Below are 25,840 nucleotides of genomic sequence, written 5' to 3' on the forward strand. Positions count from 1 at the left end.
TCAGCAGCACTGCCGGTGTTCGAACCCAGTGAACAGGCCGTGGGCGCCCTAGCTGGGCGGGACCGCGGACTACAGACCGACGATCGCCGGCACGGACACGCTCTCGAAGCGGACGGTCGCCAGCACCACCAGCAACACGACGATCGCGGCGTACGCCGGCCACTGCCAGCGCCGCCGTTCGGCACCGAGGTAGGTGGCGATCGCCCCGCAGGCCAGACCGGTGATCGCACCGCCGAGGTGCGCCTGCCAGGCGATCCCGGGGATGACCAGACCGATCAGCACGTTGATGACCACCAGCCCCACCAGTCCGCCGATGGGGACACCGAGCCGCCGGTTGCAGACGATCGCGGCCCCGAAGAGGCCGGAGATCGCGCCTGACGCACCGAGCGTGGCGGTGTACCAGCCGAACGACCCGCCGGTGCTCGTCGAGCTCGGGGCGCTGGCCAACAGCTCGTACCCGACCGAGCCGCCGAGCGCGCACACCAGGTAGATCGCCAGAAACCGCGCGCGACCGAGGGCCGGCTCCAGGAACTGACCACCGACCCACAGCGCGAACATGTTGAAGAGCAGGTGCGTCGGCTGGTTCTGTGCGTGCAGGAAGGTGGCGGTGAGCAACCGGTACGGCTGATCCCCTGTCTGCACCGGGGCGTAGAAGAAGCGGTCGGTCAGCGGCGGATAGGCCTGCTGCAGCAGCCAGATCGCCGAGCAGACGGCGATCAGCGAGATGGTGACCACGGGCCGACCCATGGCCACCCTGCCGCCGAAGACGGTCGTCGCCGACCGGTGGGTCTTGGCGGACGCGCGGACGCAGTCCACACAGTGGATGCCGACAGGCGCGGGACGCTGGCAGTCCGGGCAGGTCGGGCGTTCGCAGACCTGACACCGCACGTACGCCACCCGGTCGGGGTGCCGCGGGCACACCGGCTGGTCGGGTGCGGTCATCGCACACCTCGCCGGGGGCGCTGACGGGGGGCTCGCGTGCACCGCGAACCCTGCAGTGGTGATGTCACAGATGGCCTCATTGCCCCGTCAACGTACGACGGGGTCCGGCGAGTGCCGGACCCCGTCATCGCCGAAGAGAGTCAGTCCGTGATCTCGACGCTCTCGATGACGACGTCGTCGACCGGCTTGTCCTGACCGCCGGTGCGCACGGCGCCGATCTTGTCGACCACGTCGCGGCTGGCCTGGTCGGCGACCTCACCGAAGATCGTGTGCTTGCCCTGCAGCCACGTGGTGGGGGCCACGGTGATGAAGAACTGCGAGCCGTTCGTGCCCTTGCCGCCGCGCTTGCCGGCGTTCGCCATGGCGAGCATGTACGGCGAGCGGAAGTCCTTGTCGGGCGAGATCTCGTCGTCGAAGTTGTAACCCGGGCCGCCGATGCCGACGCCCTGGGGGCAGCCGCCCTGCAGCATGAAGCCGGGGATCACGCGGTGGAAGATCAGGCCGTCGTAGAACGGCGTCGGGTTCGTGCGCCCGGCGTCGTCCTTGTATTCCTTGGTGCCACGGGCGAGACCGGTGAAGTTCTCGACCGTCTTCGGGGCGGCGTCCGGGAAGAGCACCAGGTTGATGTCGCCGTGGTTGGTGTGCAGCGTCGCGTTCATGCCAAGAAGTTTCGCACGGCACGCCCGGTTGGCCGAGTCCGGTGCGACAGGGCAGGATAGGCCGGAACCGGCAACCTTGGAGGACGCTCTTGCTCACCACGAAATCACGTTCCGACGTCGCGAAGGACAAGGCAGGCCAGCTGGTGTCGGCGGCGTCCGACACGCTGGCGACCGTGAAGGAGAAGGCGGGTCCGGCGGTGGAGAACGCGCTGGAGAAGGCCGCTCCCCTTGTCGAGGCGGGTCTGGAGAAGGCCGGTCAGGCCGCCGACGCGGCACGCGAGAAGCTCGCGGAGGCGAACGACGCGGCCAAGGACAAGGCCTCTTCCGCCGCCGCGGTGGCGAGTGCAGCGGGCGCGAAGGCCCAGGACGCAGCCGGCGATGCCAAGGACAAGGCCGACGACGCGGCGACCAAGGCGAAGAAGGCGCGCAAGTCCGCCGGCCGCAAGGGCCGCAAGTCGCAGAAGAAGGCCGCGAAGCGCTCCTCGCAGCTGCAGAAGAAGGCCTCCAAGAAGTCTGCGCGCGCCCAGAAGAAGGCCGGCAAGCTCTCCGACTCGGTCAAGAGCAAGGCCTCCGACGTGAGCGACAGCATCGCCTCCGTGGGCGACAGCATCGCGTCCGCGCCGCAGACCAAGAAGCTGCGCAAGGCCGTCGCGCCGCAGCTGGACAAGGTCAACAAGGCCACCGCCACGCAGCAGGAGAAGATCGCGGAGACCGCTTCTGCGGTCAAGGACCAGACGTCCGACGCCGCGTCGGAGTGGGCCTCCAAGCTGCACGAGGCGCTGCTCGCCGCGACCGGTGCGGCCACCGCCGCCGGCGCGAGCGCGTACACGTCCCTCCCGGGTGGTGCCCAGCACCAGATCGAGCGCGTCGCCCCCCAGGCCGCGAAGCTGCGCAAGAAGAAGGGCACGGTGCTGATCACGGTCGGCGTCGTCGCCGTCGTCGCCGCCGGTGCCCTGATCTTCGCCGGCCGACGTGCGAAGACCCGCGCCGCCCAGCAGCAGGGCACCACCGCCGCGCCGCTCACCACGCAGCGCGCCGACGAGATCGCCACACCGACCGACGACCTCGTCGGTTCGGTCGAGGGCCGCGCCGACGGTGCGCTCACCGGCGAGACCCGCGGCCGGCACAGCGCCAGCTGACCGAGCACGTCGTACGTGGTCCAAGCGGCGGTCCCGGGTCGACCCGGGGCCGCCGCTTCGTCGTCTGTCCCTGCGGCAGGAAGGACCCCCATGGACACCGTCACTCTCGACGGCCGCACCTACCGCTTCGACCGTGCGGTCCGCGAGGACGTCCCGGCGCTGGTCGCACTGCTGCGTGACGACGTCCTGGGCACGGGCCTGGGCAGGGCGATGTTCGCGTGGGCCCACGCGTGGGGCCGGGCGCGCGGCGCGATCCTGGCCCAGCTGACGACCGACGCCTCGCGCACCGACGCGCAGCGGTTCTACGAACGCCTCGGGTACGAGGCCTCGCACATCGGGATGAAACGCCCCCTCTGACCGGGGTCCTGTCCACCGGCAGGACAGCGCCGCCGGGAGCGCCGTCCGGTGGATACCGTGGACGGGTGACGACGCAGAATCCCACGGTCGCCGACGTACGCGCCGCGGCCGACCGCCTCTCCAGCGTGGCGTCACCCACCCCGCTCGACACCAGCGCGCGGCTGTCCGCGCTGACCGGCGCGCAGGTGCACCTCAAGCGCGAGGACCTGCAGCCGGTGCGGTCCTACAAGATCCGCGGCGCCTACAACCTCATCGCCCAGCTCGACGACGAGCAGCGGTCGCGCGGGGCCGTGTGCGCGAGCGCGGGCAACCACGCCCAGGGGGTCGCGCTGGCCTGCGCGCAGCTCGGTGTCGACGCGCGCATCCACCTGCCGCGCACGACGCCCCGTCAGAAACGCGATCGGGTGTCGGCGCTCGGACTCGGGCGGGTCACGGTGGTCGTCGACGGTGAGACGTACGACGACGCGGCCACTGCGGCGTACGCCGAGGCGGAGCGCACCGGCGCGACCATCGTGCCGGCGTTCGACGACCCGCGGACCATCGCCGGGCAGGGCACGATCGCACTGGAGGTCGTGGACCAGTTGGGCAGAGCGCCCGACGTCCTGGTCGTCCCCGTCGGCGGCGGCGGGCTGCTGGCCGGCGCGATCACGGCACTGCAGCAGGGGCACCCACGCACCCGGATCGTCGGGGTCGAACCCGCCGGAGCCGCGAGCATGACTGCGGCCCTGAACGCGGGAGCGCCCGTCACCCTCGACGCCATCGACGGCTTCGCCGACGGCACCGCCGTACGCCGGGTGGGCGCGTTCACCTTCCCGATCGTGCGCGACTCCGGGTGCGAGATGCGCATCATCGCCGAGGGGGCCATCTGCACCGAGATGCTCGCGCTCTACCAGAGCGAGGGGATCATCGCCGAGCCGTCGGGCGCCATCGCCTCGGCCGCGCTGCTCGAGCTCGACCTGGAGCCCGACTCCACCGTCGTCGCGGTGCTCTCCGGTGGCAACAACGACGTCAGCCGCTACGGCGAGGTGGTCGAGCGCGCTCTGGTACACGAGGGCCGCAAGCACTACTTCCTCGTCGAATTCCCGCAGGAGCCAGGGGCGTTGCGCCGTTTCCTGGACGACGTCCTCGGCCCGGAGGACGACATCGCGCTCTTCGAGTACGTCAAGCGCAACAGTCGTGAGTACGGCCCGGCGCTCGTCGGGGTCGAGCTCGGGTCGGCGGCCGACCTGCAACCGCTGCTGGACCGGATGAAGGCCTCACCGCTGGTCATCGAGCGGGTGCCGCCGGACAGCCCGATGTTCGGCTTCCTGCTCTAGTCGTCGGCGCACCGAGCGATGGAGTCGCCGCGCGCTCCATAGAGCGCGCGGCGACCCCACCCTTCACATCTCCTCGTGAGTCTCCGGGTCGCCGCCGAAGAGGCGACCGTCGGGGCGCCCGAGTGCGGTGATCGCGGCCACCTCCGCGTCGGTCAGCTCGAAGCCGAAGACGTCCAGATTGGCCCGCTGGCGCTCCGGCGTCGCCGACTTGGGGATCGGCAGGCTGCCGAGCTGGTAGTGCCAGCGCATGATGACCTGGCCCGGTGACACGTCGTACGCGCGCGCCGCCCCGGCGACCGCGTCCTCGGTGAACGGCGCCTGCCGCTTGCCCATCGGGCTCCACGCCTCGGTGCGGATGCCCAGCTCGGAGTGCACCGCGCGCATCTGCTCCTGCGGGAAGTAGGGGTGCAACTCGATCTGGTTGACGGCGGGGGTGACGCCCGAGTCGTCGATGATCGCGCGCAGGAACTCGGGGGTGAAGTTGGAGACGCCGATCGACTTCACCAGCCCCTCCTCGCGCGCCTCGACCAGTGCGCGCCAGGCCTCGCGGAACTTCCCGACGCTGGGATTCGGCCAGTGGATGAGGTGCAGGTCGATGTAGTCGACACCGAGCGTCTGCAGGGACGTGCGGATGGACGCCCGCGCGTCGTCGTACCCGTGGTGGCGGCCGGGGATCTTCGTGGTGACCTGCAACTGCTCGCGCGGCAGGCCGCTGCGGCGCATCGCCTCACCGACCTCGGCCTCGTTCTGGTAGTTCACCGCGGTGTCGAGCAGTCGGTAGCCCGCCTCGATCGCGCTCACCATCGCGGCCGTGCCGTCCTCGCCCTTCAGCGGATAGGAGCCGAAACCGATTGCGGGCAGAATGTTCTCGTCGTTCAGGGTGTATGCCGGGATGTCACTGACCATGCGAGTCACGCTACTCGTGACGTTTCAGCGCGTCGCAGCGACGCCTGAACCCTCCACGAGCAGCGCCACCAGCTTGTGACCCACCGAGGGTGGCACCCGCGGCAGCAGCCCGTCGACGCCGCGCCCGAGCATTCGGACGGCCCCGTCCGACCTCAGGACGCCTCCCGTCGCGCGCACCGCGACGTTCCAGGGCGAATCCATCGCCAGCCTGTCAGCGCCCAGCGCGTCCGATCCGTGCTTGGCCTCGAAGACCCGGCGGGAGGCACCGGAGTGGTAGGCCCGCTCGGCGCGTTCGGTCGCGCTGGTCGCCGGATTGTGGTGCGGCGCTTCGAGATCGCGCGGCACGAGCACCGGGATGCCGAGCAGGTGCAGCCGGTATCCCCAGTCGATGTCCTCCCACCCGTAGACCCGGAACGCGTCGTCGTAGGGGCCGACCCGGTCCCACGTCTCGTCGGTGACCGACACGTTGGCCGACCAGCGGCGCCACGCCTGGTCCGGGGCGAGCGCATAGCTGCTCTCGCGGACGAGGTCGTCGTTGGTCTGCCCGTACGCGCGCACGTAGGCGTTGTCCGGAAAGACCTCGGGGCACATGCCGACGACGCCCACCGGCTCCGGCCGATCGTGGTGGGCGACGTGCGCCGCCACGAACGTCGGGGCGGGTGCGAGGTCGTCGTCGCACCGGATCAGGACCCGGCCCTGCGCGGCCGCACGACCTGCGTTCAGAGCTGCCGATCGGCCGCGGTTCTCCGCAAAGACCACAGATTGCAACGGTATTCGCCCGCTCCAAGAATGCACGACGGCGGCGGAGTCGTCGATCTGTCCGTCAAGTACCACGACGCACTCGTACGTCGTGCCCTCCTGTTGCTCCAGGGCGGCGAACAGCCGCGGCAGTCGCTCGGCGCCGCCCAGCGTGGGCACGATGACGGTGGCGGCGGGCGGCATGGCCTGCACGCTACCCATCGCCCGCCTGCGCGCGTGGCATGAGAGCGAGTGGAGTAGATGTTCGAGCAGGCGAGGAGCCAATCGGGTAGCTCAACCAGAACGACAACCTTCAGGCCATCTCAGACCGTCGGTTCGGGGGTGCACCTCAGGACGACACTCAAGAAGGAGTCGGTTGGAGCCTCACATCGACTCTTTGATGCCGCGGCGGATAAGCCAGATGTTGGCGGGCCAGGCGGTGGCGAATCCGGTGATCATGCCGATCTGCATGAGGAACCAGTAGACGGGTGAGTTCGGGTGCAGGTGGTGGGGTGCGGGATAGAACACGAATGTCATCAGTGCCATCGAGGCGAAGAGGCCGACCTCGAACGCGGTCAGGGACAGAACGTCGGCTTTGACGGCGGCTCGTAGCCCGTCGCGAACCCCGAGGCCGCGCATCGGGGCGATCGCGAAGTATTGGAAGCCGACCCCGAGTAGGACCGCCAGTAGGTAGTCGCCGATGTACTCGTACGGCAGCGCGGTTCCCGCGATGGTGACCCCGAGGCCGAAGACGGCGAACTCGGCGAGGATGTCGCCCAAGGTGCAGCCAGCGCCGCAGTGGCTGACCCCGACGGCGATCGTTGCCCATCCGGGTTTCTCCGGTGGCTGCTCGAGCTCGTTCTGTTTGAGCCATGCCGGGCTGGTGGTCCGACCGAACCGCCAGTAGGCCCAGATCGCCAACGGCCCGAAGTAAAGGGCAGTGACGGGCCATACCGCTTCCATCACGGCCATCTTCAATCGGTTGCCGCGAATGTAGATATCGACCAGGATGGTCCCAGCGCTAGCGAATGCCGACGCCAAAGCTGCCCATGCCACGACGACCAACCAGGTCGCCGGCATCACATACCGCCGCTCGTGCCGGGGTCGTCTTCGTCGGGGGTGTCGGTGCGGGTGAGCGCGACGAGTTGCCGAAGGCAATGGTTGCGTAATGGTGCGGGGAAGTCGTCGGCGAGACGGTTGTAGACGACCCGGCCGTGTTTGCGGGTGACCAGCAGACCGGCGGTGCGCAGCAGACGCAGCGCGTACGAGACCGAATCCTCGCTGACCCCCAGTGCGAGGGACAGGTCCCCGACGCACAGTTCTTCGGTGACGTCCAGCGCGTAGATCAGTCGTAGCCGCACGGGGTCGGCCATCAGCGACAGCAGACTGGTCAGCCGGGCCGCGTCTTCCACGGACGGCAACCGCGCCTGGGCGTGCGCGACGCGCACCGGGTCGATGGGGTGCTCATGATCGGTGGTGCTCATTGGGACTCACCTGCCGTCCCGTGGCCGGTAGATACGTGGAACGATTCGCTCGCACGTGCCCCGGGTGTGTCGTACTGCTGCGCGCAGTGGTCAGAACAGAAGTACACCGTGTCCCCGTCGGGACCCTTCCGGTCTGCGGGTGCGTGAGAGATCTGCACGTCCATCCCACAGACCGGGTCTGTCGCGGACCTGTTCGGATGATCGGGCCTGCCGGGCCGACCGCCTGAGCCCGCGTTGCTCGCGCCGCTCGTGTCGTATCGGCCGGCGCAGTGGTCGGAGCAGAAGTACACCGTCTGACCCTCAGGGCCGGTGCGGCGGGCCGGAGCGTTGGCGACCTCCACCTGCATCCCGCACACGGGGTCCTTGGCGAAGCGACCGCTCTCGGTGTCACGGTGCCTGTAGAGCCAGTAGAGGGCGGCGAACCCGATCAATGCCACGATGTTCAGGAACGTCGTGTAGTTCCACTGGAACCCGTCGTGCACCACCATGGTCGGCCGACCGGGTGCGGGGATGCGCACGAGCCGGAAGAGGTACTCCACGGCCAGTCCGCCGACGCTCATCGTTGCCCACATCACGGCCAACAGGCGCAGCATGATCTTGGTGCCGTAGTACTTGCGGTAGATCGCCAGCAGCGGCAGCGTGATCAGGTCGGCGAACACGAAGCTGACGACTCCGCCGAAGCTGATGCCGCCCTCCCAGAGTGCAGCGGCCAGGGGCACGTTGCCGACCGAGCACACGAAGCTGATCAACGCGAGCAGCGGGCCGATGACGACGTTCTCCAAGGAGGACCAGAACCCGTGCCCGGTGAGGAAGATGGACCGCCAGAACCACGTTGGCACCAGAGCGGCGAGGAACCCTGCCACGACGAAGCCAATGACCAGTTCCTTGCGCAGCATGGTGAGGTCGCTGATCGTGTATCCCGACGCGTCACCCCACCCGCGGCGGCTGCGCAGCCGCTTGCCGAGGGGCTCCTGCTCCCGGTGCGCTTCTTCGGGCGAGGAATTGTCGCCCAGCCGGTCGCGCGCCTCCTGCAACCAGCTTGCGGGAATGACGCGCGGTACCACGAGGCCCAGCAGGGCGATCATGATCGCGCCGCCGACGAACTCCGCCAGCGCGAACTGCCAGCCGATCAGCAGCCACAGCACGATCCCCAACTCCAGCACCAGGTTGGTCGAGGCGATCATGAACACCACCGCCGCGGTGAAGTCCGCGCCCCGCGCGAAGAGGGACTTGGCCAACGCCGAGGAGGCGTAGGAGCAAGAGGAGGACACCGCTCCGAAGAACGAGGACTTCGCCAGAGTCGTCGGCCGGTGGTCGCCCAGCGACTGCTGCATCTGGGTCCGGGAGACGAACGCCTGGACCGCGCCGGACAGCGTGAACCCCAGCACCAGCGCCCACAACGTGGCCCAGAACATGAAGAACGCCATATCGACGCCATCCCACAACCCGTGCAACACCGACGACATCAGCAGCAGCTCCTTGATCCGCAGGCGCCCACATCCCGTGGGCGACCAGCCCGGTCTACTCCTACAGACCTCACCTATGCAAATCCGTACAGGTTTACGGGTATTATTTCTCGGACGGCAGCCGAGTCGGTATGAGCTCACTGACTGACCCGGCCGCGGCCCCCGAAGGGAGGGCAGTCTGGCCGTACATCCTTGCGGAGAACGAACCAACGGGCGCCTCTAGGCGCATACCCCCTAGGGGTATACCCTCAACGCATGGATCAATTCGGACCTAATCTTTCGCGGCGGTCAGTGTTCGCGCTCACCGCTTCCGCCGGCGTGGGAGTTGTGAGCGCCTGTTCAAGCGACCCACGTCGGGCGCCTGCATCAGGCACTGACGCCGCTGCAGCTCATCGGGTGAGCCCGACCGCCCAGCTCGTACGTCAGGTGGAAGCAACGCGACCAGGCAACGGGCGCACCGTCCGGGCGAGCCTGGACGCTGCGCCGATGCACGCGCGCATCGGCGCCCGCTCCGTCGCGACGTGGGGCTACAACCAGGGATTGCCTGGACCTCTGCTGCGCTCCCGGGTCGGGGACACCCTGTCGGTGACCCAGCGCAACGGCCTTCCGGACACGACCTCGGTGCACTTCCACGGATTGGCGCTGCGCAATGACGCTGATGGCGTGCCAGGCCTGACGCAGGCCGCGACTGCGCCAGGTTCGGCGTTCACCGCGACCTTCAAGACGGCGCAGCCGGGCACGTACTGGTACCACTCACACATGGAACTGCAGCGCGACAGGGCGCTGTACGGACCACTCATCGTCGACGACCTGCACGAGCCGTTGTCCTACGACGCGGAGTGGGTGGTCCTGCTCGACGACTGGCTGGACGGGATCGACGGCCGGACGCCCGCTGCTGAGGCGGCAACTCTGTTCAAGGGAATGCGGTCATCAGGGTCGGGAATGTCTGGGATGAGCGGCAGGAGCGGGACGTCCTCAAGCCCTTTCCTTGGGAGCGACGGAGGAGATGTGAGCTATTCAATGCACCTGGTGAACGGTCGCGACCCGATGCATCCTGAGACCTTTCGAGCCGCGCCTGGCCAACGGGTACGCATCCGGCTGATCAACTCCGCTGGCGACACCGCGTATCGGGTCGGGATCCCAGGGGTCAAGCTGACCGTGACACACACCGACGGCTACCCGGTGGTGCACCGGCAAGTGGATGCTTTGCTGCTCGGAATGGGCGAGCGGTGCGACGTATTGGTCACCGTGCCGGATCATCCGGTGCCCTTGACGGTGCTGGCAGAGGGGAAATCCGGCCGGACGTTTGCGATCTTGGATGCGGGCGCGGGCCGGCGACCAACCGTGGCATCCTTACCGAATGCACTGGACGGGACGGTGATAGGGGCCAGGCAGACGGTCGCCGACCCCTCGGTGCGCCTCACCACCAAGGACGTCGACGTCACGCGCACGCTGGAACTGACTGGCTCAATGGGCAAGTACGACTGGGGCATCAACGGCCGCCGGTACGACGAGTCCAACCCGTTCGCATCCGCGGTCGACATCCGAGCCGGCCAGCGGGTGCGCCTGGACTTCGTGAACCGGACCATGATGTGGCACCCGATGCACCTGCACGGCCACACCTTTCAGGTCGGCGCCGCCGGCCCTCGCAAGGACACCGTCGTCGTGAAGCCGATGGAAACCGTCCAAGTCTTCTTCGACGCCGACAATCCTGGACAATGGCTCACGCACTGCCACAACGCCTACCACGCAGCCCGAGGCATGATGGCCGTCGTCTCCTACGTGCGGTAGGAGCGGGTTATATGCAGTCGTCTTGTAAATAACCGACAAGTTGTGACATGACAAGTCGAGACTCTATGGCCCCGTTGCCGTTCGGTGCCGATGCCGAGGAAGTGGTCCAGGTGGTCCTCGGTGTCCGGCCCACTCGAACGCATCAGGGACGAACACCCTGGCGCCAGACTCCAACTGGATCCCTCCCACAGTCCCGGGGTGAGCACGTCGACCAGGGCCACGCCGCGCACGCGCGGGCTGAACACACTGGCGATGGCCAGCCCCTCAGCCTGCACGGACCCGTTCTTGGCGACGATGGCGGTCAAGCTGCCGTGCGAATCGAGGTCGATTGCGAGGACTCGTGGTCATCCACGAGCCGCGGCGGGTGCCAGGTGGTAGCAGGTCGTTGGCCCTACCGACACCACCCTTCTGGTCGCAGACGGCGATCGTAGGGGGGCTCACGGGTGGTCCCCTCCTTTCTGTAGCGACGCTTGATAGCCCCATCGGGGCCGGGCGCGTGCCCCGACCCCAATGGATGAGTGCTTGTTCACCAGGGCGGTTCTGCTTCGGAGTCCGGGGCCACGCTCAATGTGGCTCACCGACCAGTGCGCCACTCGAAAGATAGGTATGCCACTCGGCGGATGGGGGTCAGCGGTAGTCCACGAACCCCGGCTGCATCCGACCGTCCTGCAGGAAGCGGCCGTGGTACTTCAGCTGCAGCGGCTGCCCGATGTCGGCCATCAACTGCCCCCAGCGCAGCGGATATCCCGGCGTGCGGCCCCACATCCCGCCAGGATGGGCCCGCAGCTCGTCGACCGCCACGTCCAGATCGCGTTCCAGCGCGGCGAGCCACGACGCGGTCATCGGCGTGTGCGAGCGGTAGATGAACGCGCTGTTGCCGATGAAGAGCGGGAAGTGGTGCTTGACCAGCCGCCCGTACGCGCCCGGCAGCTGCGCGCACAGCGACGACGACAGCTCGGGGTAGCCCAGCGCCCAGCTCTCCGGGTGCTGCTCCAGCAGGTCGAAGCTGGGCGCCCAGCTGCGCGGGGTCGGCTTGATGTCGGAGTAGCCGCCGCCGTGATGGTGCAGCAGGTAGGCGCGCAGGTAGTCCGACCGATGGTTGAGGGAGAGGAACTCGTACGCCGGGTGCAGCGGGTGACCCTCGACCAGCCACTGGTCCAGGTCCGCCGGGGTCACGAGGCGCACCTGCACGTCGGTGCCGGCGTGCTGCTCGCGCAGGCTCGCCAGACCGCGCTCCCGGTTCTCGGTGAGCGGGTTGTCGCCGGTCCAGACGCACCAGATGACCCGGGGCAGCTCGCTCGCACCTCCGTCCGGCGGAGGCGGCTCGGCCAGGAAGGTGTGCGCGTGCTGCGCAGGGTCGTAGACGTAGGGGTGCTTCGCGAAGTGCCGCCTCCACCGGGCGTCGTTCGCGCGGATCACGTTCTTCGACAACGGCACACGCCTCCACACCACGAACGCGCGGTGCTTGGCCTGCCTGGCCTGCTGTGCTCCCCAACGCAGAATCCTCACGGCGGCCTAGGAAGCGACCGCGCGAGACGGGCGACGCCGGGTGAAGCCGCGTACGGCGGTCACAGCCGCGGAGAAACGGGGCGCCATCCGCGGGGGCACCCAGGGCAGCCACACGGGCTCGGCCGACCCGTACCCGCCGAAGACGCGCACCACGTCGTCGGCGCCGATCCGGTGCATCTCGTGGGCGAACTCCGAATCGCGCACCCAGGAGAGCACCGCCTCGGTGTACGGCGCCGGGTCGCCCCAGGTGGCGTAGAGCTTGACCTCGGACACGGCGATCGGCCGCAGACCGGACTCGCGCGCCTCCCACACGGCCGCCGAGACGCCGGGGGTGTGCGCCGAGCGGTAGTCGTCGAAGACCACGACGCCGTCGGGCCGCAGGAGGGCGCGCGTGGCCGCGATGTCCTTGACCACGTGCTCGTAGAGGTGCGAGGCGTCGATGTGCACGAACCGGTGGGTGCCGTGCGCCGCGTGGTCGACGATCTTCTCGCTGTAGTCCTGCACGACGACGGGCAGCTCGCCGTGCAGCCCGCGGTAGTTGGCCTCGAACTGCGCCCGGGTCAGCTCCGGGTACTGGTCGGTGTTCTCCTCCAGGTTGCGCTCGTCCCCCGCGTCATCCCCGAAGAGGTCGATGACGGTGAACGTCTCGCCCGGCCCCACGTCACCGCCGATCAGCGTCGCGCTCTTACCGAGGTAGACGCCCAACTCGGCCAGGTCGCCCGGGCCCTGCTGCGCGCTGCGGGCCAGGTGCACCCGGAAGAGCTCCATGTCGATGGGGAAGAACCACCCCGGCAGATCGTCGACCTGGGCGTTCGTGACCGAAACCATGCGGCACATCGTAGGTGCCCGCTGAGGCATACCGGCGCTTGCAGGCACCCCGTCGTAACCCGCTGCCGCACGCGCGCACTGCGTACGATGTCGCCGGTGCGCACCCGCGCGCCCTGCCCCGTCCCGCTCCAGCGAAGGTCACCGTGCTCGGAATCCCCAGGGACGTCATGGTGCTCTTCTCGCCGCGCACCAGGCTGAAGCTGCTGGCCGCCCTGGTCGGGTCGATCCTGCAGGCCTTCGCGGAGATCCTGGCGGTCGCGACGGTGCTGCCGCTGATGGAGGTGCTGACCGGTACGACGCCGTCGTTCGGCCCGCTCGGCTCCGCCGCCGACGTCTTCGGCACCGACGACAAGAACACCGTGGCCATCTGGCTGGCGGTCGTGCTGCTGGTCACCTACGTCTGCAAGGGCGTCGCGGTCATCGCCTTCCGGTGGTGGGTGCTCGGCTTCGTCAACCTGCAGGAGGCCGAGACCTCCGAGTCGCTCTTCCGGTACTTCCTGCACGCGCCGTACTCCCTGCACCTGCAGCGCACGACCGCGGAGTTCCTGCGGATGAGCGGCGGGGCGGTCGGCGCGGTCTACAACGGCGTCGTCCTCGGCGTGATCAACGTGATCACGTCCGCGGTCACCATCGTGGCGATCCTGATCTCGCTGGTGGTGATCATGCCCGTGCCGGCGCTGATCATGCTCGCGTACTTCGCGGTGGCCGGCACGACGCTCTACCTGCTCACCCGCCGCTACGCCTCGGAGGCGGGGGCCCGCGCGCTCAACGCGTCCGAGGCGATGTTCCGGGTGTCAGTGGAGCCGCTCGCGTCGATCAAGGACATCAAGCTCAAGGACAACTCCGAGTACTTCCTCGGCCGCTACCACCGGGTGCAGCGCGACGCCGCCGGCGCCAGCCGCACCTCCACCTTCCTCGGTGAGCTGCCGCGCTACGTGCTGGAGATCGTCTTCATCGTCGGCATCGCGCTGATGACCGTCGTGCTCTTCAGCCGGTCGGAGTCCTCGCGCGCGGTGAGCATGCTGGCGCTCTTCGCGGTCGCGGGCTTCCGGATCCTGCCGAGCATGACCGCCGCGCTCGCCTCCCTCTCCTCGATCCGGGTCGGCAGCATCGGCCTCCAGTCGGTCATCGCCGAGACCCACGACGCGCAGCGCATCACCACCCGTCACGAGGCTCCGGCCGCACCCATGCCGTTCCAGCGCTCGCTGCGGCTGCACGATCTGCGCTTCAGCTACGGCGGCACCGACAAGGAGGTGCTGCGCGGCGTCGACCTCGATGTGACGGCCGGTACGTCGGTCGCCCTCGTCGGCGGCAGCGGCGCCGGCAAGTCCACCCTCGTCGACCTCATCCTGGGTCTGCACACCCCGACCGGCGGCGCCATTCTGGCCGACGGGCAGGACATCGCGACCGACGTGCGCGGCTGGCAGCGCAACCTGGCCGTCGTACCGCAGGAGGTCATCCCGCTGGACGGCACCGTCGAGGAGAACGTGCTCTTCGGCGACGACCCGACGCCGGAGAACCTGGAGCGGGTACGCCGCGCGGTCCAGCAGGCGCAGCTCACCGACCTGCTCGCGGAACTGCCCGGCGGGCTGCAGGCACCCGTCGGCGAGTGGGGCGGCAAGCTGTCCGGCGGCCAGCGCCAGCGCCTCGGGATCGCCCGCGCGCTCTACAACGCGCCGAAACTGCTGGTCCTCGATGAGGCCACCTCGGCGCTGGACAACATCACCGAGCACAAGATCACCCAGACCATGCAGGCACTGCACGGTCAGATCACCATCCTGATCGTCGCCCACCGCCTCAGCACCGTGCGCGGCTGCGACCAGATCGTCTTCCTCGAAGACGGCCAGGTCGCCTCACGAGGGACGTTCGAGCAGGTACGCGCGGACAACGCCCACTTCGCGCGCCTGGTCGAGCTGGCCAACCTCGAAGCGACCGTCGAGGACACCGGCGTGATCGTCCCGTGAGCGGGCCGGTCACCCCGGTCACGATCGTGACCGCCTGCTTCAACGACGGCGCCTACCTGCGCGAGTCCGTCGAGTCCACACTCGCGCAGACCCACCCGGATCTCGAGGTGATCGTCGTCGACGACGGTTCCACCCACCCGGTCACGCTGCGGGTGCTCGATGAGGTGGAGGCGCTCGGCGTCCAGGTCATCCACCAGGAGAACCGGGGCCTTCCCGGCGCGCGCAACACCGGCGTGGCCGCAGCGCGCGGCACCTACATCCTGCCCGTCGACGCCGACGACATCGTCGAGCCGGAGTACGCAGCGCTGGCCGCAGCCGAGTTGGACGCGCGGCCCGAGCTGGGCATCGTCTACCCCCGTGCCGACATGTTCGGAGCGGTGACCGGGCCGTGGGAGCTGGGGCAGTTCGACGTCGGAATCATGTTGACCGGCAACCAGATTCCGGCCTGTTCCATGTTCCGTAAAGAAGACTGGGCCGCTGTGGGCGGATACCACCAGGTGCGCTTGGAGGACCACGACCTGTGGCTCTCGATCCTCGAGCTGGGGCGGACGGCGTACCGACTGGACCGCGTGCTCTACCACTACCGGCAGCGATCCGACTCGATCACCGGAGGCATGGCCGAGGAAGACACCGTGCGCGCCCTGGCCGAGATCATCCGGGCGCACCCGCAGTACTACCTGGACAACATCGAGCAGCTCATCCGCATCCGCCGCGACCAGTGGGACACGCTGCAGCACTGGAAGCAGCGCTACGGCTTCATCGAGAACAGGCTCCACCAGGCGGCCCCGCTGGCCAAACGCCTGCTGCGCCGTAACTGAGGGGGCGGCGCGTATACGGCGGGAGGAGATCCACACTGATACGGACCTGATGACCCGTCCTTACCGCGCATCTCCTCCCCGCATGCACGGAGCGCGGGTTCAGGCGGCCAGGAGGTCGCGGTCGCGCAGCGCGGTCAGGATGTCGCGCCACATGATGTCGGCGGTGAAGCGGCCGGTGACGTTCGCCCTGGCGCCCGCGCCCACCCGTCGGCGGAGCGCCTCGTCGCCGAGCGCCTGCCGCAGCCGGGCCCGCAGGTCGGCGGGATCGTGCACGTCCACCAGCAGTGCGTCCTGCTCGTGGGTGAAGTACTCACGCAGCGGGGTCGAGCCGGTCACGACCACGCAGGCGCCGGTCGCGCTCGCCTCCAGCGCCACGCTCTGCCCGGTGGGGTACGCGCGCTCATGGGTCGGTACGACCACCACCTTCGCGCGACGCAGCATGGCGGCGTACGCGCGGCTGTCGACGACGCCGTGCAGCCGCACGTTCTCCTGTGGGATGTCCGGCGGCAGGTAAATCACCGGGCAGACGATGTCGACGACCAGGTCCGTGCCGCGTACCGCGTCGAAGAGCGTCGCGTAGTCGCGCCCACCGTCCTGCCCGACCGCCAGCAGATCGATGTCCTGCGGGACGGACGGGTCCGGCGTGAAGTAGTCGGTGTCCGCGCAGAAACCCACGGGCACCAGCTTGCGCTCGGCGATCCCGAGCTCGCGCAGGATCGGTGTCTGGTTTCGGCTCCAGTAGACGAACGCGTCGACGTTCGCGAAGCGAGCAAGGAGCTGTGCCCGAGTCGCCTCGTCGGCGCCGCGGGCGTCGTCGGCCAACCAGCAGGTCAGCGCGACGAGCGGGGCCCGTCGGTACGGCGGCACGTGCGCGCGCCGCAGTGCGGACATGGCGATCGCCTCGCGCTCCAGGGACGCGATCACCAGGTCGGCGCGAGCCACCTTGACCGCACCCTTGACCGTGCGCGCGACGGGGATGCCGAGTCGATGCTCGACCACGTCGCGGGCCTTCGTCGCCACTCGCCAGTCACTCAACTGCACGCCGTCGACCCGAAAACCGTTGTGCTCCAACGCCTCCGCGCCGTACGGCAACACCGCCGGCCGATCACCCGCGGCGTGTTCGCGGCGCCATCGGGCCAGGTCCGCCCCGCTCAGTAGCAGAGCCCTGCGCGCCATCTCAGACCAACCGTCCGCCGAGCAGCCGGCGCACCGCGCCTTCGGCCTTGCGTTGGACGACAGGGGGTACGACGCGTGCGCGCCACCCGTCGTACCTCACCCCCGTCGTGCCGGACGCACCCACGAACCGCGGCGGGTCAGGGAAGCGCTGCACCGTGAGGGTGCCGGCGTACTCCCCGACGATCAGGCGCTGGGCGGCGACCCGCTCCAGCCATCGGGCGCGGTCGTCGTCGACCTCCACGCCCATCCCGCTCAGGTGCTCGCGCCAAGTTCCGACCGTCGTCACCACGAATCGGGTGTCCGCGAACGCGCGGTCCAGACTTCGCCGCACCTGCACCGTGGCGTCGCCGACCGGGCCGATCACCCGTGCCGCGTTCTCCACGAGCAGCCTGCCGGTCACCTTGACCAGCACCGTGTCGGGCGCGGGATCGAGGGTGTCCAGCGCGTGGTCGATCGCCGCCGCCTCGATCGCGCCCTTGCCACCGGAGGCCAGCCCTGCGGGCAGCGAGTACGACACGTACCCGACGTCGGTGCGCCGGGTCACGTCACCCCGATCGGCGCCGGAGGTCTCGACCACGGCCACTCGCCCACCGACGGCGTGCGCGACGCCGGACCAATGATCGACCGCGGCGCGGTACTGCCCGGCGCGCACCTGCGGGTCCGCGAGGGTCATCCAGAACGACGCATCGCCGGCGAGGAACGCCGGGTCCGGCGTCACCGCGGCGGTGAGCAGGATCAGCACGTTCACGCCTTCTCCTCCCACCCGCCAGGGATGTCCGCGACGATGCTCCATCGCGGATCCAGTTGCACGGCCTGCCATTTCGGCTCGCGGATGTGGAAGAGCGGCGCCCACACCTGGGCGTGGTTGTCACCGTGTATCACGTTGGACAGGTACCCCGCCCAGTAGGCGAACGTGGAGTTGCCGAGCACGCTGCGCCGCGCCAGCGCAAGATCACGGAAGTCCTCCGCCGCCGAGGCCGAGGGGTCGCCGTGGCGCACGGTGCCGGCGAATTCGCCCAGCCAGCCGAGCTGGTCGCGACACCACGCCTGGTCGTTGGACAACACCGTGATGCGTTCGATCGGGCCGTCCTGCCGCGTGCTGCCCTCGAGCGCCACCCGCAGGTATCCGGGCACATCCATCCCGTAGTAGCGCCGCAACGACTCATCGGTGTAGTAGCTGCCGCGGCGGATGTGCAGCACGATGTCGGCGGGAGCGCTCGTCGGCGGCAGCGCGTCGGCGAAGACCGGCGCCGTGAGCAGCAGGTCGCGGGCGAAGGCGTCGATCTCGCCCGGGCTGTTGTCGGCGAAGACGCTGTAGCTGCCGGCGGTACGCCGATCGGTCATCCGCACCTGCGAGCGCGGGACGATGAGCCGCTCCCGCACCCCGGGGAACACGTCGTACCACTCGCGCATCTCCGGTTGCTCCAGCACCCAACGGTCCAGCCCCTGCTGCTGGCCGGCGTGCGCCCACAGCCACTGATAGAGGAAGTTGCCGAGCCCCAGGCCGGGGATGGTCCACATGACGTCGCGGTCGCCGCGGCGCAGCAGCCCGAACGCCCTGCTCTTCAGCGGGCCGAGAAGAGCCCCCTGGATCCCGTCGCCCGGGCGGGCGATCGCCATCTCAGACCTCCGCGGGTTGCTGAGCGAGGAACCAGTCGACGGTCTCCCGTACGCCGTCCGCCAGCGGCACCCGCGCGCTGAAGCCGAGCAGCTCGCGGGCACGGGTCACGTCGCTGTACCGCGTCGGCTGGCCCTCGGGTTTGCTGGTGTCCCAACGCACTTCGCCGGTGTACCCGACTGCGTCCTGCACCAGTCCGGCGAGCTCCGCGATGGAGGTCTCGATCCCCGTGCCGATGTTGATCGGCGCCGGAGCCACCGGCGTCTCGCACGCCAGCGCCACCGCCCGCGCCCCGTCACGCACGTGCAGGAACTCCCGCGTGGCGCGGCCACTGCCCCAGTTGGTCACGTACGCCGTGTCGTCGCGGACCGCGTCGGCGTACCGCCGGATCAGCGCCGGGAGCACATGAGTGCCCTGCCCGTCGAAGTGGTCACGCGGGCCATAGAGGTTGGACAGCACGAGCACCGCGGAGTCCACGTCGTACTGGCGGTGATAGGTCTCACATGCCTCGTGCAGCAGCCGTTTGGCCATTCCGTACGCGCCCGTTGCAGGGGCGGGCGGCCCCGACCAGATGTCATCCTCGCGCAGCGGCAGCGGAGCATCGGTCGCGTAGGTGCAGGTGGTCGACGCCAGCACGAACTTGCCCAGTCCGACGCGCCGACCCTCCTCCAGCAGCATCAGACCCATCACCGCGTTCTCGTAAAGGAAGCGGCCGGGGTTGGCGACGTTCGCACCGATACCGCCGACCGCAGCGGCGACGTGCACCACCTGGTCCGGCGCGAGGTCGGCGTAGAGGGCTCGTACGGCTGACTGTTCGCGCAGGTCGTAGTCGGCCGAGCCGAGTGCCACGACGTCGGCGCCGCGTTCGCGCAGCACGTCACTGACGTGTCCGCCCAGGAAGCCGTGTCCACCGGTGGCCACGATGCGCGCTCCGCGCAGATCGGTCTGTGTGACAGTGGACGTCACAGCGTCACCATCGCCTGTTCTGCTCACGGAGTCACGGACCGCAGCGTCGGCCACTGCGGCACGACCGCCTGGTCGATCCACGCGCCGCCCTCGTGCGCCAGCGCTGCGATGTCCGCGTCGACCATGATGCGAGCCAGTTCGCCGGAGTGCACGCGCGCCTTCCAACCGAGCTCGCGCTCGGCCTTGCCGGGGTCACCGACCAGGGCGTCGACCTCGGAAGGTCGCAGGTAACGCTCGTCGAACCGCACGTGATCCTGCCAGTCCAGCCCGGCGTGCTCGAACGCCTTCTGCACGAATTCCTGCACGCTGCGGGGCTGCCCGGTCGCCAGCACGTAGTCCTCGGGGGTGTCGGCCTGCAGCATCCGCCACATGCCCTCGACGAACTCCGGTGCGTAACCCCAGTCGCGGATCGCGTCGAGGTTGCCCAGGTAGACCTCGTGCTCGGTGCCCGCCTTGATCCGCGCGACGGCCCGGGTGATCTTGCGCGTCACGAACGTCTCGCCCCGGCGCGGCGACTCGTGGTTGAAGAGGATGCCGTTGACGGCGTACATGTCGTAGGCCTCGCGGTAGTTGCGCGTCATCCAGTACGCGTAGAGCTTGGCCGCGCCGTACGGCGAGCGGGGGTGGAACGGGGTGTCCTCGTCCTGCGGGGGCGGCGTCGCGCCGTACAGCTCGGAGGTGGAGGCCTGGTAGTAACGGCAGTGCACCCCACTCATACGAACTGCCTCGAGCAGGCGGGAGGCGCCCAGGCCGGTGACGTCGCCGGTGAAGACCGGTTCGTCGAAGCTGACCCGCACGTGCGACTGGGCCGCGAGGTTGTAGACCTCGTCGGGCTGGATGTCGTAGAGCAGCCGCAGCAGCCGCACCCCGTCGGACAGCTCGCCGTAGTGCAGGATCATCCGCGGCGCATCCTCGTGCGGGTCCTGGTAGAGGTGGTCGATCCGGTGGGTGTTGAAGGTCGAGGCCCGGCGGATGATGCCGTGCACCTCGTACCCCTTGCCGAGCAGGAACTCCGCGAGGTAGGACCCGTCCTGCCCGGTGATCCCGAGGATCAGGGCCCGCTTCGTCACGTTGTGTCCCTTGTCGTCGCCCGTGCCGCCGACCAGCCGATCGGCGACGCCATGTTAACGGCGCCCCACGAACGAACGGGCGTGCTGCATCCGTCGTTCTCCCGTCGGCGAGGGGGCAGTCCGGCGCGGAGCGAGCGCGCACGCCAGGGTGATCAGGACCGGGACGTGCCCGATGAGATATCGCGAACGGCCCTGGAAGAGCAGCACGAACACAGCGATCCCCACGACGGTGAGGGCGAGGAGCAGCACCTCCGGGGAGTACCGGCTGCGGAGCAGGCCGAGCCCGGTGAGCAGCAGGAGGCTGAACCACACGGTGTTCGCCAGGTCCACGTGCAGGCGGTAGAGCCCGTGTCCCGGGAAGCTCCAGGCCACCGCCGGACGGGCGGCAGCTCCGGTGCGCGTCGGGGGCTGGCTCATGTCGTGCCCCTCGCCGTGCGCCCAGAACATGCCGTCGCCCCAGTTGAACGCCATCTTGTTCGCCTCGAAACGCACCAGCCCGCCGGGACCAAGCTCCCGCAGCCGCCGAGAGATGGCCAACCGCGCGACCCTCGCCTGCTGGTCGCCGGTCATGTCGTAGGTGCCGCGGTCGATGGCGCCGTCGTACCCGCCGATCATATCGACCCGGTCGTCGGGGATGTACTGCACGCGCAGCCCCTGCGCCACGTAGACCATCGGCGAGGCGGCGTGACCGGAGGTCAGCGGCTCGGTGCCGCTCAACCGTCCCGACACCGTCGAGGTGAGCGATGAGGCCGCGAAGAAGGCGAGGACGGCGGCAGCGACCGACCCGAGCAGCACCACCCGGCCAACCCGGCCCCGGCGCGCCACGGCGAACAGCGCGGTGATCGCGAACGCAACCAGACCGACCACCGGCGTCACCTTCACCTGGTAGCCGATGCCCAGTGCGATGCCCGCGAGCGCCGCGAGGACCGGGCCGCGCCAGCCGCTCGACCGGAGCGTGGCGATGAGCAGCAGCACCGCACCGATCGGCGTCCAGAGGGCCAGCAGATCGGTGTACGGGACGCTCATCCACGCCGATACGCCGATCAGGAAGTCCATCAGCAGCAGCGCGACCACGGCCCACGCCGCACCGCGTACGACGCGCACGGTCAGATAGAGCAGTCCGGAGGCGATCATGAAGAGGGCCGCGTTGAGCAGGGCGTACGACGCGTCGAACCCCACCCCGGTGGCGTGCTGCACGTGCCACACGAGCCGGTCGACGGCCATCAGCACCGCGTTGTTGGGATAGCGCGAGAAGTACTCCACCAGGAACGGGGTGAACTGGGTGCGCGGCAGCAGGGCGGCCTGTTTGACGACCCCGGCGTCCCAGGACACGTGGTAGCCGCTGAAATACGCCTCGTACAGCGCGAGCACCCCGCCCGCGCACCAGGTGCCCGCACCGACCCACATCCACCGGCGAGGACTCCAGGACGTCCCCACCGGTCGCAGCCGACGGGGCACGAACCACGCGGCAGCAGCGACCAGCAGGGTCGCGAGGGTCACCACCCACCGGTCGTAGCCGTTGTTCGGCAGCTGCGGGTGCACGAGGATGCCGAGCACCAGCAGGCACAGCCCGGCGCCGATGGCTCGCTGCAGCCAGGTCGCCGCCCGCTCCGCCCGGCCGGCGGGACGCGAGACCGGCTCGCCCCTGTGCCGGTTCGCCGGAGCGACCGGGTCACTCATGCCGCGACCGGCGCCGGCGTACGGCCGAGGTCCTTCAACCGCAGCATGCGTTTCTCCACCAGCGTCCACGACAGCCACGCCGTCGGCACCGTCACCGCGACGGCCAGCAGGGTGAACGCGGTCAGCCCCAGCCGCTGGCCACCGAACACCGCGAGCAGCTGCTGCATCGGCCACGCGTAGATGTAGACCCCGTAGGAGATGTCGTTGCGGACACCGAGCCGCACCGGCAGCACCCCGCCGAGCCACAGCAGCAGGTAACCCAGGGGAGCGGCAGCAGCACGTACATCCAGGTCAGGCCGCCGGGCATCCACGTGGCCACATGCGGGTGCGGGCCGGTGTCGAGCGCGCCGGCGATATAGAGGGGTACGCCGATCGCGAGCGCCGCCAAGGCGAGCCGGCCCGACGACGGCAGACGGTCACGCAGGGCCCACAGGGCCATCCCGGCCGCGAAGAAGCACGCGAGCCGGGTGGGAGCCTCTCGATAGTGGTTGGTGGTGACGAAGAGCGGGCCGTGCGCGAGGTAGACGACGAGCGCGGCCGCGACCGCGACGGTCACCAGGATCGGCGCCGCGTGGCGGCGTACGAACGAGGGCCACAGCAGCAGACCCGCCGCCAGGTAACCGAGTGACTCGTACCAGAGCGTCCACAGCGAGCCGTTCCATGCGCTGGGCAGCGGTACGTGAGCGAGCGTGTGGCCCATCGTGTCGGGCATCGAGTAGAGCGTGGCGTTCTGGGCGACGTATCGCAGCGCGAGCTCGACACTCCACTGCTCGTGGGTGCGCAATGTCGCGAGGGGTGCGATCACCAGACCGGTCACCAGCAGGCACACCCAGAGGCCGGGCAGGATCCGCAGCGCGCGGTGCCAGGTGTAGCGCGGGGCGGACATCCGCACCCTGCTGCCGCTCACCAGATATCCCGACAGCACGAAGAACCCGTCGACGGCCACGTCGCTGAGCGGCCCGCGGCGCGGACTGGACAGCCCGGAGAGCGGGACGCTGTGGTCGACGATGACCGCGATCGCGAGCAGGAGGCGAAGGAAGTTCAGCGCATTGTCCCGACCGCGCAGCGGGTCTGCGAGACGTGCCACGTGCCCGGACTATACGGGCGTGGCGAGACGGCGACGGTGTTAAGCAACGGGTGACAATGGGGCGCCCGGTCCGACACGACGAGCCCCGAGGACGAGATGCACCTGGTGATCGTGCCGAACGGCGGGTGGCCGGTGCGCGCGGACGGCGGCCTGCTGCTGCCGGTCAAGCTGATCGCTGGTCTGCGGGCGTACGCCGCCCACTGGCCGGGCCGCATCACCCTCCTCACCCGCGGTGAGCCGGACGACGGTGCCGGGCCGCACAACCTGGGGTCGGTGTGGAGCACGCCGTCGCAACTGCCCTGCGACCTGCTGCTGACCGATGACGCCCCGACCGAGCTGGCCCGGCTGGCACCCGACGTCGTCCTCGCGAGCCTGGAGCCGGGGCGGGAATGGCTCTCGGGCCAGCCCGCACCGGTGGTGCTGGTGAGCGAAGTGCCGGTGTCGGCGCGCACCGACTACCTCGTGCGAGCGGCCGGCTCACGCATTGCCGCGGCCCGCATCCGGCTGGGCGCGGTGCGGGTGGCGCGAGCCGAGCGGGCGCTCGTACGCCGATCGGCCGGGCTGCAGTGCAACGGCTGGGCCGCGTTCGACACCTATGCCCGCGACTCGCGGGACCCGTTGCTGTTCTTCGACACCCGGCTGCGTGCCGACCAGATCCCGGCGGCCCCGCGAGCGCGAGAACCAGGACCCCTCCGGCTGGCCTGTTCGGCCCGCCACTCACCGGAGAAGGGCCCGCAGTTCGCCCTTAACCTGCAGGCCGATCTGAATCGCCGCGGGGTGGCGGCGACCACGACTCTCTTCGGACGCGGCCCGCTCACCGAGGCGTTGCGGGCGCGGGCGGTGCCGGGCGTGCGGTTCGCGGGCGACGTGGACTTCGACGACACCTGGGTGCCGCAGGTGCGCGACGAGGTCGACATCATGGTGCTGCCGCACCTGCTCGGCGACCCGTCGGGCACCTACCTGGAGTCGGCGGGGCTGGGGGTGCCGGTGCTGGGGTTCGACAACGTGGCGCTCGCCGCGCTCGTCCGCGAGACCGGCGCCGGCTGGACCGTGCCGACGGGCGACGGCGCCGCGCTCGCCGAGCGGGCGTCCTACCTCGCCGACCACCCGGAGGAGGTTGCGGCGGCAGCCGGTCAGGGCATCGAGTTCATGCGCGGGCATCCGTTCGAGACGGAGTTCGCCCGCCGGGTGCAGCATCTGTTGGGAGTGGCTCAGACGGTCGTATGACGTGCCGCCCTCGCGGCCGCCCGAGGTCCTTCAGGCGCAGCGCGCGCTTCTCGACCAGGTGCCAGGACAGCCAGGCCATCGGGATCGTGACCACGATCGACAGCACGATGAACGCCGCCAGCCCGAGTCGCTGCGCACCGAGGACGGCGAGCAGCTGCTGCAACGGGAACGCGTAGATGTACATCCCGTAGGAGATGTCGTTGCGGACTCCGAGCCGCACCGGGAGCACTCCGCCGAGCCACAACAGCAGGTATGCCAGGGGGAACGGCGTGACGACGTAGGTCCAGATGATCGCGACGGGGGTGAAGGTGGCCGCATGCAACTGCGGGGTGTCGTCGAAGACCGCGGCCAGGTAGAGCGGCACGAAGACCGCCGCCGACGCGAGCGCCAGCCACCGGGAGGACGGAATCCGCTCGCGCAGGGCCCACATCGCCATCCCGGCCGTGAAGAAGCACGCGAGCCGCAGTGTGTCGCGGTAGCGGTTCGTGGTCAGGAACGCCGGTCCGTTGGCGAGGTAGACGGCGACCACCGCGAGCACCGCAACGGCGATCAGGATCGGTACGGCGTGCCGGCGCACGAAGCGCGGCCAGAGCAGCAGGCCCGCCGCGACGTAGGCCAGGGACTCGTGGAACAGCGTCCAGAGCGAGCCGTTCCACGCCTGCTCGTTGACGTGCGCGAGGGTCGAGCCGATCGAGTCATGCATCGAGACGAGCGTGAAGTTGTGGGTGAAGTAGCCGAGCCCGAGCCGCAGATCCCAGGGCTGGTGGGAGTGCAGCGTCGACAGCGGCGCGATCACCAGGCCGGTCACCAGCAGGCACACCCAGAAGCCCGGCAGGATCCGCAGCGCGCGGTGCCACGCGTAGCGCGGGCCCGACATCCGCACCCGGCTGCCCGCGATCAGATAACCGGAGAGCACAAAGAACCCGTTGACTGCGACGTCGCTGAGCGGACCGTGCCGGGGCCCGGACAGGCCGGAGATCGGGAAGCTGTGGTCGATGATCACCGCGGTCGCGAGCAGCAGTCGCAGGAAGTTGAGCGCGTTGTCCCGGCCCCGGATGGGGTCCGCCAGCGCCGTCGTCACGGGGCGCAGCCTACGGTT

Annotated in this window: 25 protein-coding genes; 7 read left to right on the top strand and 18 right to left on the bottom strand. The window is 69.5% G+C overall.

Features of this window, described 5'->3' with window-relative positions:
- Window positions 1-69: 69 nt before the first annotated feature.
- On the bottom strand, window positions 70-942 hold the full coding sequence (locus tag LVQ62_RS03820) for a rhomboid family intramembrane serine protease (RefSeq protein WP_233765289.1): 873 nt from the start codon (window positions 940-942) through the stop codon (window positions 70-72).
- Window positions 943-1,082: 140 nt separating this feature from the next.
- The gene (locus LVQ62_RS03825; RefSeq protein WP_208053692.1) at window positions 1,083-1,601 is read right to left on the bottom strand and encodes a peptidylprolyl isomerase; all 519 of its coding nucleotides are present in this window, start codon (window positions 1,599-1,601) and stop codon (window positions 1,083-1,085) included.
- 89 nt (window positions 1,602-1,690) lie between these two features.
- On the opposite strand from LVQ62_RS03825, the gene LVQ62_RS03830 reads away from it, so the two are divergent.
- The 3 genes from LVQ62_RS03830 to ilvA all read left to right on the top strand — a co-directional run bounded on the left by LVQ62_RS03830 (window position 1,691) and on the right by ilvA (window position 4,413).
- The gene (locus LVQ62_RS03830; protein WP_233765291.1) at window positions 1,691-2,740 is read left to right on the top strand and encodes a hypothetical protein; all 1,050 of its coding nucleotides are present in this window, start codon (window positions 1,691-1,693) and stop codon (window positions 2,738-2,740) included.
- Window positions 2,741-2,830: 90 nt separating this feature from the next.
- A complete protein-coding gene (locus tag LVQ62_RS03835; RefSeq protein ID WP_233765293.1) occupies window positions 2,831-3,097 on the top strand; it encodes a GNAT family N-acetyltransferase in 267 nt (88 codons plus the stop codon).
- 65 nt (window positions 3,098-3,162) lie between these two features.
- Window positions 3,163-4,413 (top strand): threonine ammonia-lyase IlvA, encoded by a 1,251-nt coding sequence (ilvA, locus tag LVQ62_RS03840; protein ID WP_233765295.1) that lies wholly within the window; start codon window positions 3,163-3,165, stop codon window positions 4,411-4,413.
- A 63-nt stretch (window positions 4,414-4,476) separates the two neighbouring features.
- Here the strand turns inward: ilvA and LVQ62_RS03845 are convergent, their stop codons facing one another.
- From LVQ62_RS03845 to LVQ62_RS03865, 5 genes are all read right to left on the bottom strand, one after another.
- Window positions 4,477-5,319: an aldo/keto reductase gene (locus tag LVQ62_RS03845; protein WP_233765298.1), complete on the bottom strand. Its 843-nt coding sequence runs from the start codon at window positions 5,317-5,319 to the stop codon at window positions 4,477-4,479.
- 24 nt (window positions 5,320-5,343) lie between these two features.
- A complete protein-coding gene (locus LVQ62_RS03850; RefSeq protein ID WP_233765300.1) occupies window positions 5,344-6,261 on the bottom strand; it encodes a glycosyltransferase family 2 protein in 918 nt (305 codons plus the stop codon).
- 180 nt (window positions 6,262-6,441) lie between these two features.
- The gene (locus LVQ62_RS03855; protein WP_233765302.1) at window positions 6,442-7,029 is read right to left on the bottom strand and encodes a DUF4396 domain-containing protein; all 588 of its coding nucleotides are present in this window, start codon (window positions 7,027-7,029) and stop codon (window positions 6,442-6,444) included.
- Window positions 7,030-7,136: 107 nt separating this feature from the next.
- Complete coding sequence (locus tag LVQ62_RS03860; protein WP_208052837.1) at window positions 7,137-7,541, bottom strand: helix-turn-helix transcriptional regulator; 405 nt, start codon at window positions 7,539-7,541, stop codon at window positions 7,137-7,139.
- Entirely contained in the window at window positions 7,538-9,007 is a 1,470-nt protein-coding gene (locus tag LVQ62_RS03865; protein ID WP_233765304.1) for a permease, read from the bottom strand. Before LVQ62_RS03865 ends, LVQ62_RS03860 begins: the two co-directional genes overlap by 4 nt.
- 486 nt (window positions 9,008-9,493) lie before the next feature.
- Between LVQ62_RS03865 and LVQ62_RS03870 the strand changes: the two genes are divergently transcribed.
- On the top strand, window positions 9,494-10,798 hold the full coding sequence (locus tag LVQ62_RS03870; protein WP_233765307.1) for a multicopper oxidase family protein: 1,305 nt from the start codon (window positions 9,494-9,496) through the stop codon (window positions 10,796-10,798).
- 627 nt (window positions 10,799-11,425) lie between these two features.
- Here the strand turns inward: LVQ62_RS03870 and LVQ62_RS03875 are convergent.
- Together LVQ62_RS03875 and LVQ62_RS03880 are read right to left on the bottom strand one after the other, a co-directional pair.
- Complete coding sequence (locus LVQ62_RS03875) at window positions 11,426-12,307, bottom strand: hypothetical protein (RefSeq protein ID WP_233765309.1); 882 nt, start codon at window positions 12,305-12,307, stop codon at window positions 11,426-11,428.
- Between the two features lie 6 nt (window positions 12,308-12,313).
- On the bottom strand, window positions 12,314-13,135 hold the full coding sequence (locus LVQ62_RS03880) for a class I SAM-dependent methyltransferase (protein ID WP_233765318.1): 822 nt from the start codon (window positions 13,133-13,135) through the stop codon (window positions 12,314-12,316).
- 143 nt (window positions 13,136-13,278) lie between these two features.
- On the opposite strand from LVQ62_RS03880, the gene LVQ62_RS03885 reads away from it, so the two are divergent.
- Entirely contained in the window at window positions 13,279-15,099 is a 1,821-nt protein-coding gene (locus tag LVQ62_RS03885) for an ABC transporter ATP-binding protein (RefSeq protein WP_233765327.1), read from the top strand.
- On the top strand, window positions 15,096-15,917 hold the full coding sequence (locus tag LVQ62_RS03890; protein ID WP_233765329.1) for a glycosyltransferase family A protein: 822 nt from the start codon (window positions 15,096-15,098) through the stop codon (window positions 15,915-15,917). The genes LVQ62_RS03885 and LVQ62_RS03890 overlap by 4 nt, the downstream gene beginning before the upstream one ends.
- A 99-nt stretch (window positions 15,918-16,016) precedes the next feature.
- Here LVQ62_RS03890 and LVQ62_RS03895 read toward each other — a convergent pair whose 3' ends face one another.
- Genes LVQ62_RS03895 through LVQ62_RS03930 form a run of 8 tightly spaced genes read right to left on the bottom strand, consistent with a single transcriptional unit; the run spans window position 16,017 to window position 23,514 of the window.
- On the bottom strand, window positions 16,017-17,093 hold the full coding sequence (locus LVQ62_RS03895; protein WP_233765331.1) for a glycosyltransferase family 4 protein: 1,077 nt from the start codon (window positions 17,091-17,093) through the stop codon (window positions 16,017-16,019).
- Window position 17,094: 1 nt separating this feature from the next.
- Window positions 17,095-17,841: a hypothetical protein gene (locus LVQ62_RS03900; protein WP_233765339.1), complete on the bottom strand. Its 747-nt coding sequence runs from the start codon at window positions 17,839-17,841 to the stop codon at window positions 17,095-17,097.
- Complete coding sequence (locus LVQ62_RS03905) at window positions 17,838-18,713, bottom strand: alpha-1,2-fucosyltransferase (protein WP_233765341.1); 876 nt, start codon at window positions 18,711-18,713, stop codon at window positions 17,838-17,840. The genes LVQ62_RS03900 and LVQ62_RS03905 overlap by 4 nt, the downstream gene beginning before the upstream one ends.
- A gap of 1 nt (window position 18,714) precedes the next feature.
- Complete coding sequence (locus LVQ62_RS03910) at window positions 18,715-19,677, bottom strand: NAD-dependent epimerase/dehydratase family protein (RefSeq protein ID WP_233765350.1); 963 nt, start codon at window positions 19,675-19,677, stop codon at window positions 18,715-18,717.
- Window positions 19,678-19,700: 23 nt separating this feature from the next.
- Window positions 19,701-20,747, bottom strand: a complete 1,047-nt coding sequence (gmd, locus tag LVQ62_RS03915) for a GDP-mannose 4,6-dehydratase (protein WP_233765352.1) — start codon at window positions 20,745-20,747, stop codon at window positions 19,701-19,703.
- Between the two features lie 54 nt (window positions 20,748-20,801).
- Complete coding sequence (locus LVQ62_RS03920; RefSeq protein ID WP_233765354.1) at window positions 20,802-22,427, bottom strand: glycosyltransferase family 39 protein; 1,626 nt, start codon at window positions 22,425-22,427, stop codon at window positions 20,802-20,804.
- Entirely contained in the window at window positions 22,424-22,594 is a 171-nt protein-coding gene (locus tag LVQ62_RS03925; RefSeq protein ID WP_233765356.1) for a hypothetical protein, read from the bottom strand. Before LVQ62_RS03925 ends, LVQ62_RS03920 begins: the two co-directional genes overlap by 4 nt.
- Complete coding sequence (locus LVQ62_RS03930; protein ID WP_233765358.1) at window positions 22,549-23,514, bottom strand: acyltransferase family protein; 966 nt, start codon at window positions 23,512-23,514, stop codon at window positions 22,549-22,551. Before LVQ62_RS03930 ends, LVQ62_RS03925 begins: the two co-directional genes overlap by 46 nt.
- Window positions 23,515-23,610: 96 nt before the next feature.
- On the opposite strand from LVQ62_RS03930, the gene LVQ62_RS03935 reads away from it, so the two are divergent.
- On the top strand, window positions 23,611-24,741 hold the full coding sequence (locus LVQ62_RS03935) for a glycosyltransferase (RefSeq protein ID WP_233765360.1): 1,131 nt from the start codon (window positions 23,611-23,613) through the stop codon (window positions 24,739-24,741).
- Here the strand turns inward: LVQ62_RS03935 and LVQ62_RS03940 are convergent.
- On the bottom strand, window positions 24,662-25,822 hold the full coding sequence (locus tag LVQ62_RS03940) for an acyltransferase (protein ID WP_233765370.1): 1,161 nt from the start codon (window positions 25,820-25,822) through the stop codon (window positions 24,662-24,664). The two genes, LVQ62_RS03935 and LVQ62_RS03940, sit on opposite strands and share 80 nt — an antisense overlap.
- Window positions 25,823-25,840 lie beyond the last annotated feature (18 nt).

The sequence above is a fragment of the Allobranchiibius sp. GilTou73 genome (genome assembly GCF_021391335.1).
GTDB lineage: Bacteria > Actinomycetota > Actinomycetes > Actinomycetales > Dermatophilaceae > Allobranchiibius > Allobranchiibius huperziae.

Bases quoted from the DNA above. Each gene is read 5' to 3' on its own strand.
- LVQ62_RS03820 (WP_233765289.1), bottom strand. From the start codon at position 942: ATGACCGCACCCGACCAGCCGGTGTGCCCGCGGCACCCCGACCGGGTG.
- LVQ62_RS03825 (WP_208053692.1), bottom strand. From the start codon at position 1,601: ATGAACGCGACGCTGCACACCAACCACGGCGACATCAACCTGGTGCTC.
- LVQ62_RS03835 (WP_233765293.1), top strand. From the start codon at position 2,831: ATGGACACCGTCACTCTCGACGGCCGCACCTACCGCTTCGACCGTGCG.
- LVQ62_RS03845 (WP_233765298.1), bottom strand. From the start codon at position 5,319: ATGGTCAGTGACATCCCGGCATACACCCTGAACGACGAGAACATTCTG.
- LVQ62_RS03850 (WP_233765300.1), bottom strand. From the start codon at position 6,261: ATGCCGCCCGCCGCCACCGTCATCGTGCCCACGCTGGGCGGCGCCGAG.
- LVQ62_RS03855 (WP_233765302.1), bottom strand. From the start codon at position 7,029: ATGGCCGTGATGGAAGCGGTATGGCCCGTCACTGCCCTTTACTTCGGG.
- LVQ62_RS03860 (WP_208052837.1), bottom strand. From the start codon at position 7,541: ATGAGCACCACCGATCATGAGCACCCCATCGACCCGGTGCGCGTCGCG.
- LVQ62_RS03865 (WP_233765304.1), bottom strand. From the start codon at position 9,007: ATGTCGTCGGTGTTGCACGGGTTGTGGGATGGCGTCGATATGGCGTTC.
- LVQ62_RS03870 (WP_233765307.1), top strand. From the start codon at position 9,494: ATGCACGCGCGCATCGGCGCCCGCTCCGTCGCGACGTGGGGCTACAAC.
- LVQ62_RS03880 (WP_233765318.1), bottom strand. From the start codon at position 13,135: ATGGTTTCGGTCACGAACGCCCAGGTCGACGATCTGCCGGGGTGGTTC.
- LVQ62_RS03895 (WP_233765331.1), bottom strand. From the start codon at position 17,093: ATGGCGCGCAGGGCTCTGCTACTGAGCGGGGCGGACCTGGCCCGATGG.
- LVQ62_RS03905 (WP_233765341.1), bottom strand. From the start codon at position 18,713: ATGGCGATCGCCCGCCCGGGCGACGGGATCCAGGGGGCTCTTCTCGGC.
- LVQ62_RS03920 (WP_233765354.1), bottom strand. From the start codon at position 22,427: ATGAGTGACCCGGTCGCTCCGGCGAACCGGCACAGGGGCGAGCCGGTC.
- LVQ62_RS03925 (WP_233765356.1), bottom strand. From the start codon at position 22,594: ATGCAGCAGCTGCTCGCGGTGTTCGGTGGCCAGCGGCTGGGGCTGACC.
- LVQ62_RS03935 (WP_233765360.1), top strand. From the start codon at position 23,611: ATGCACCTGGTGATCGTGCCGAACGGCGGGTGGCCGGTGCGCGCGGAC.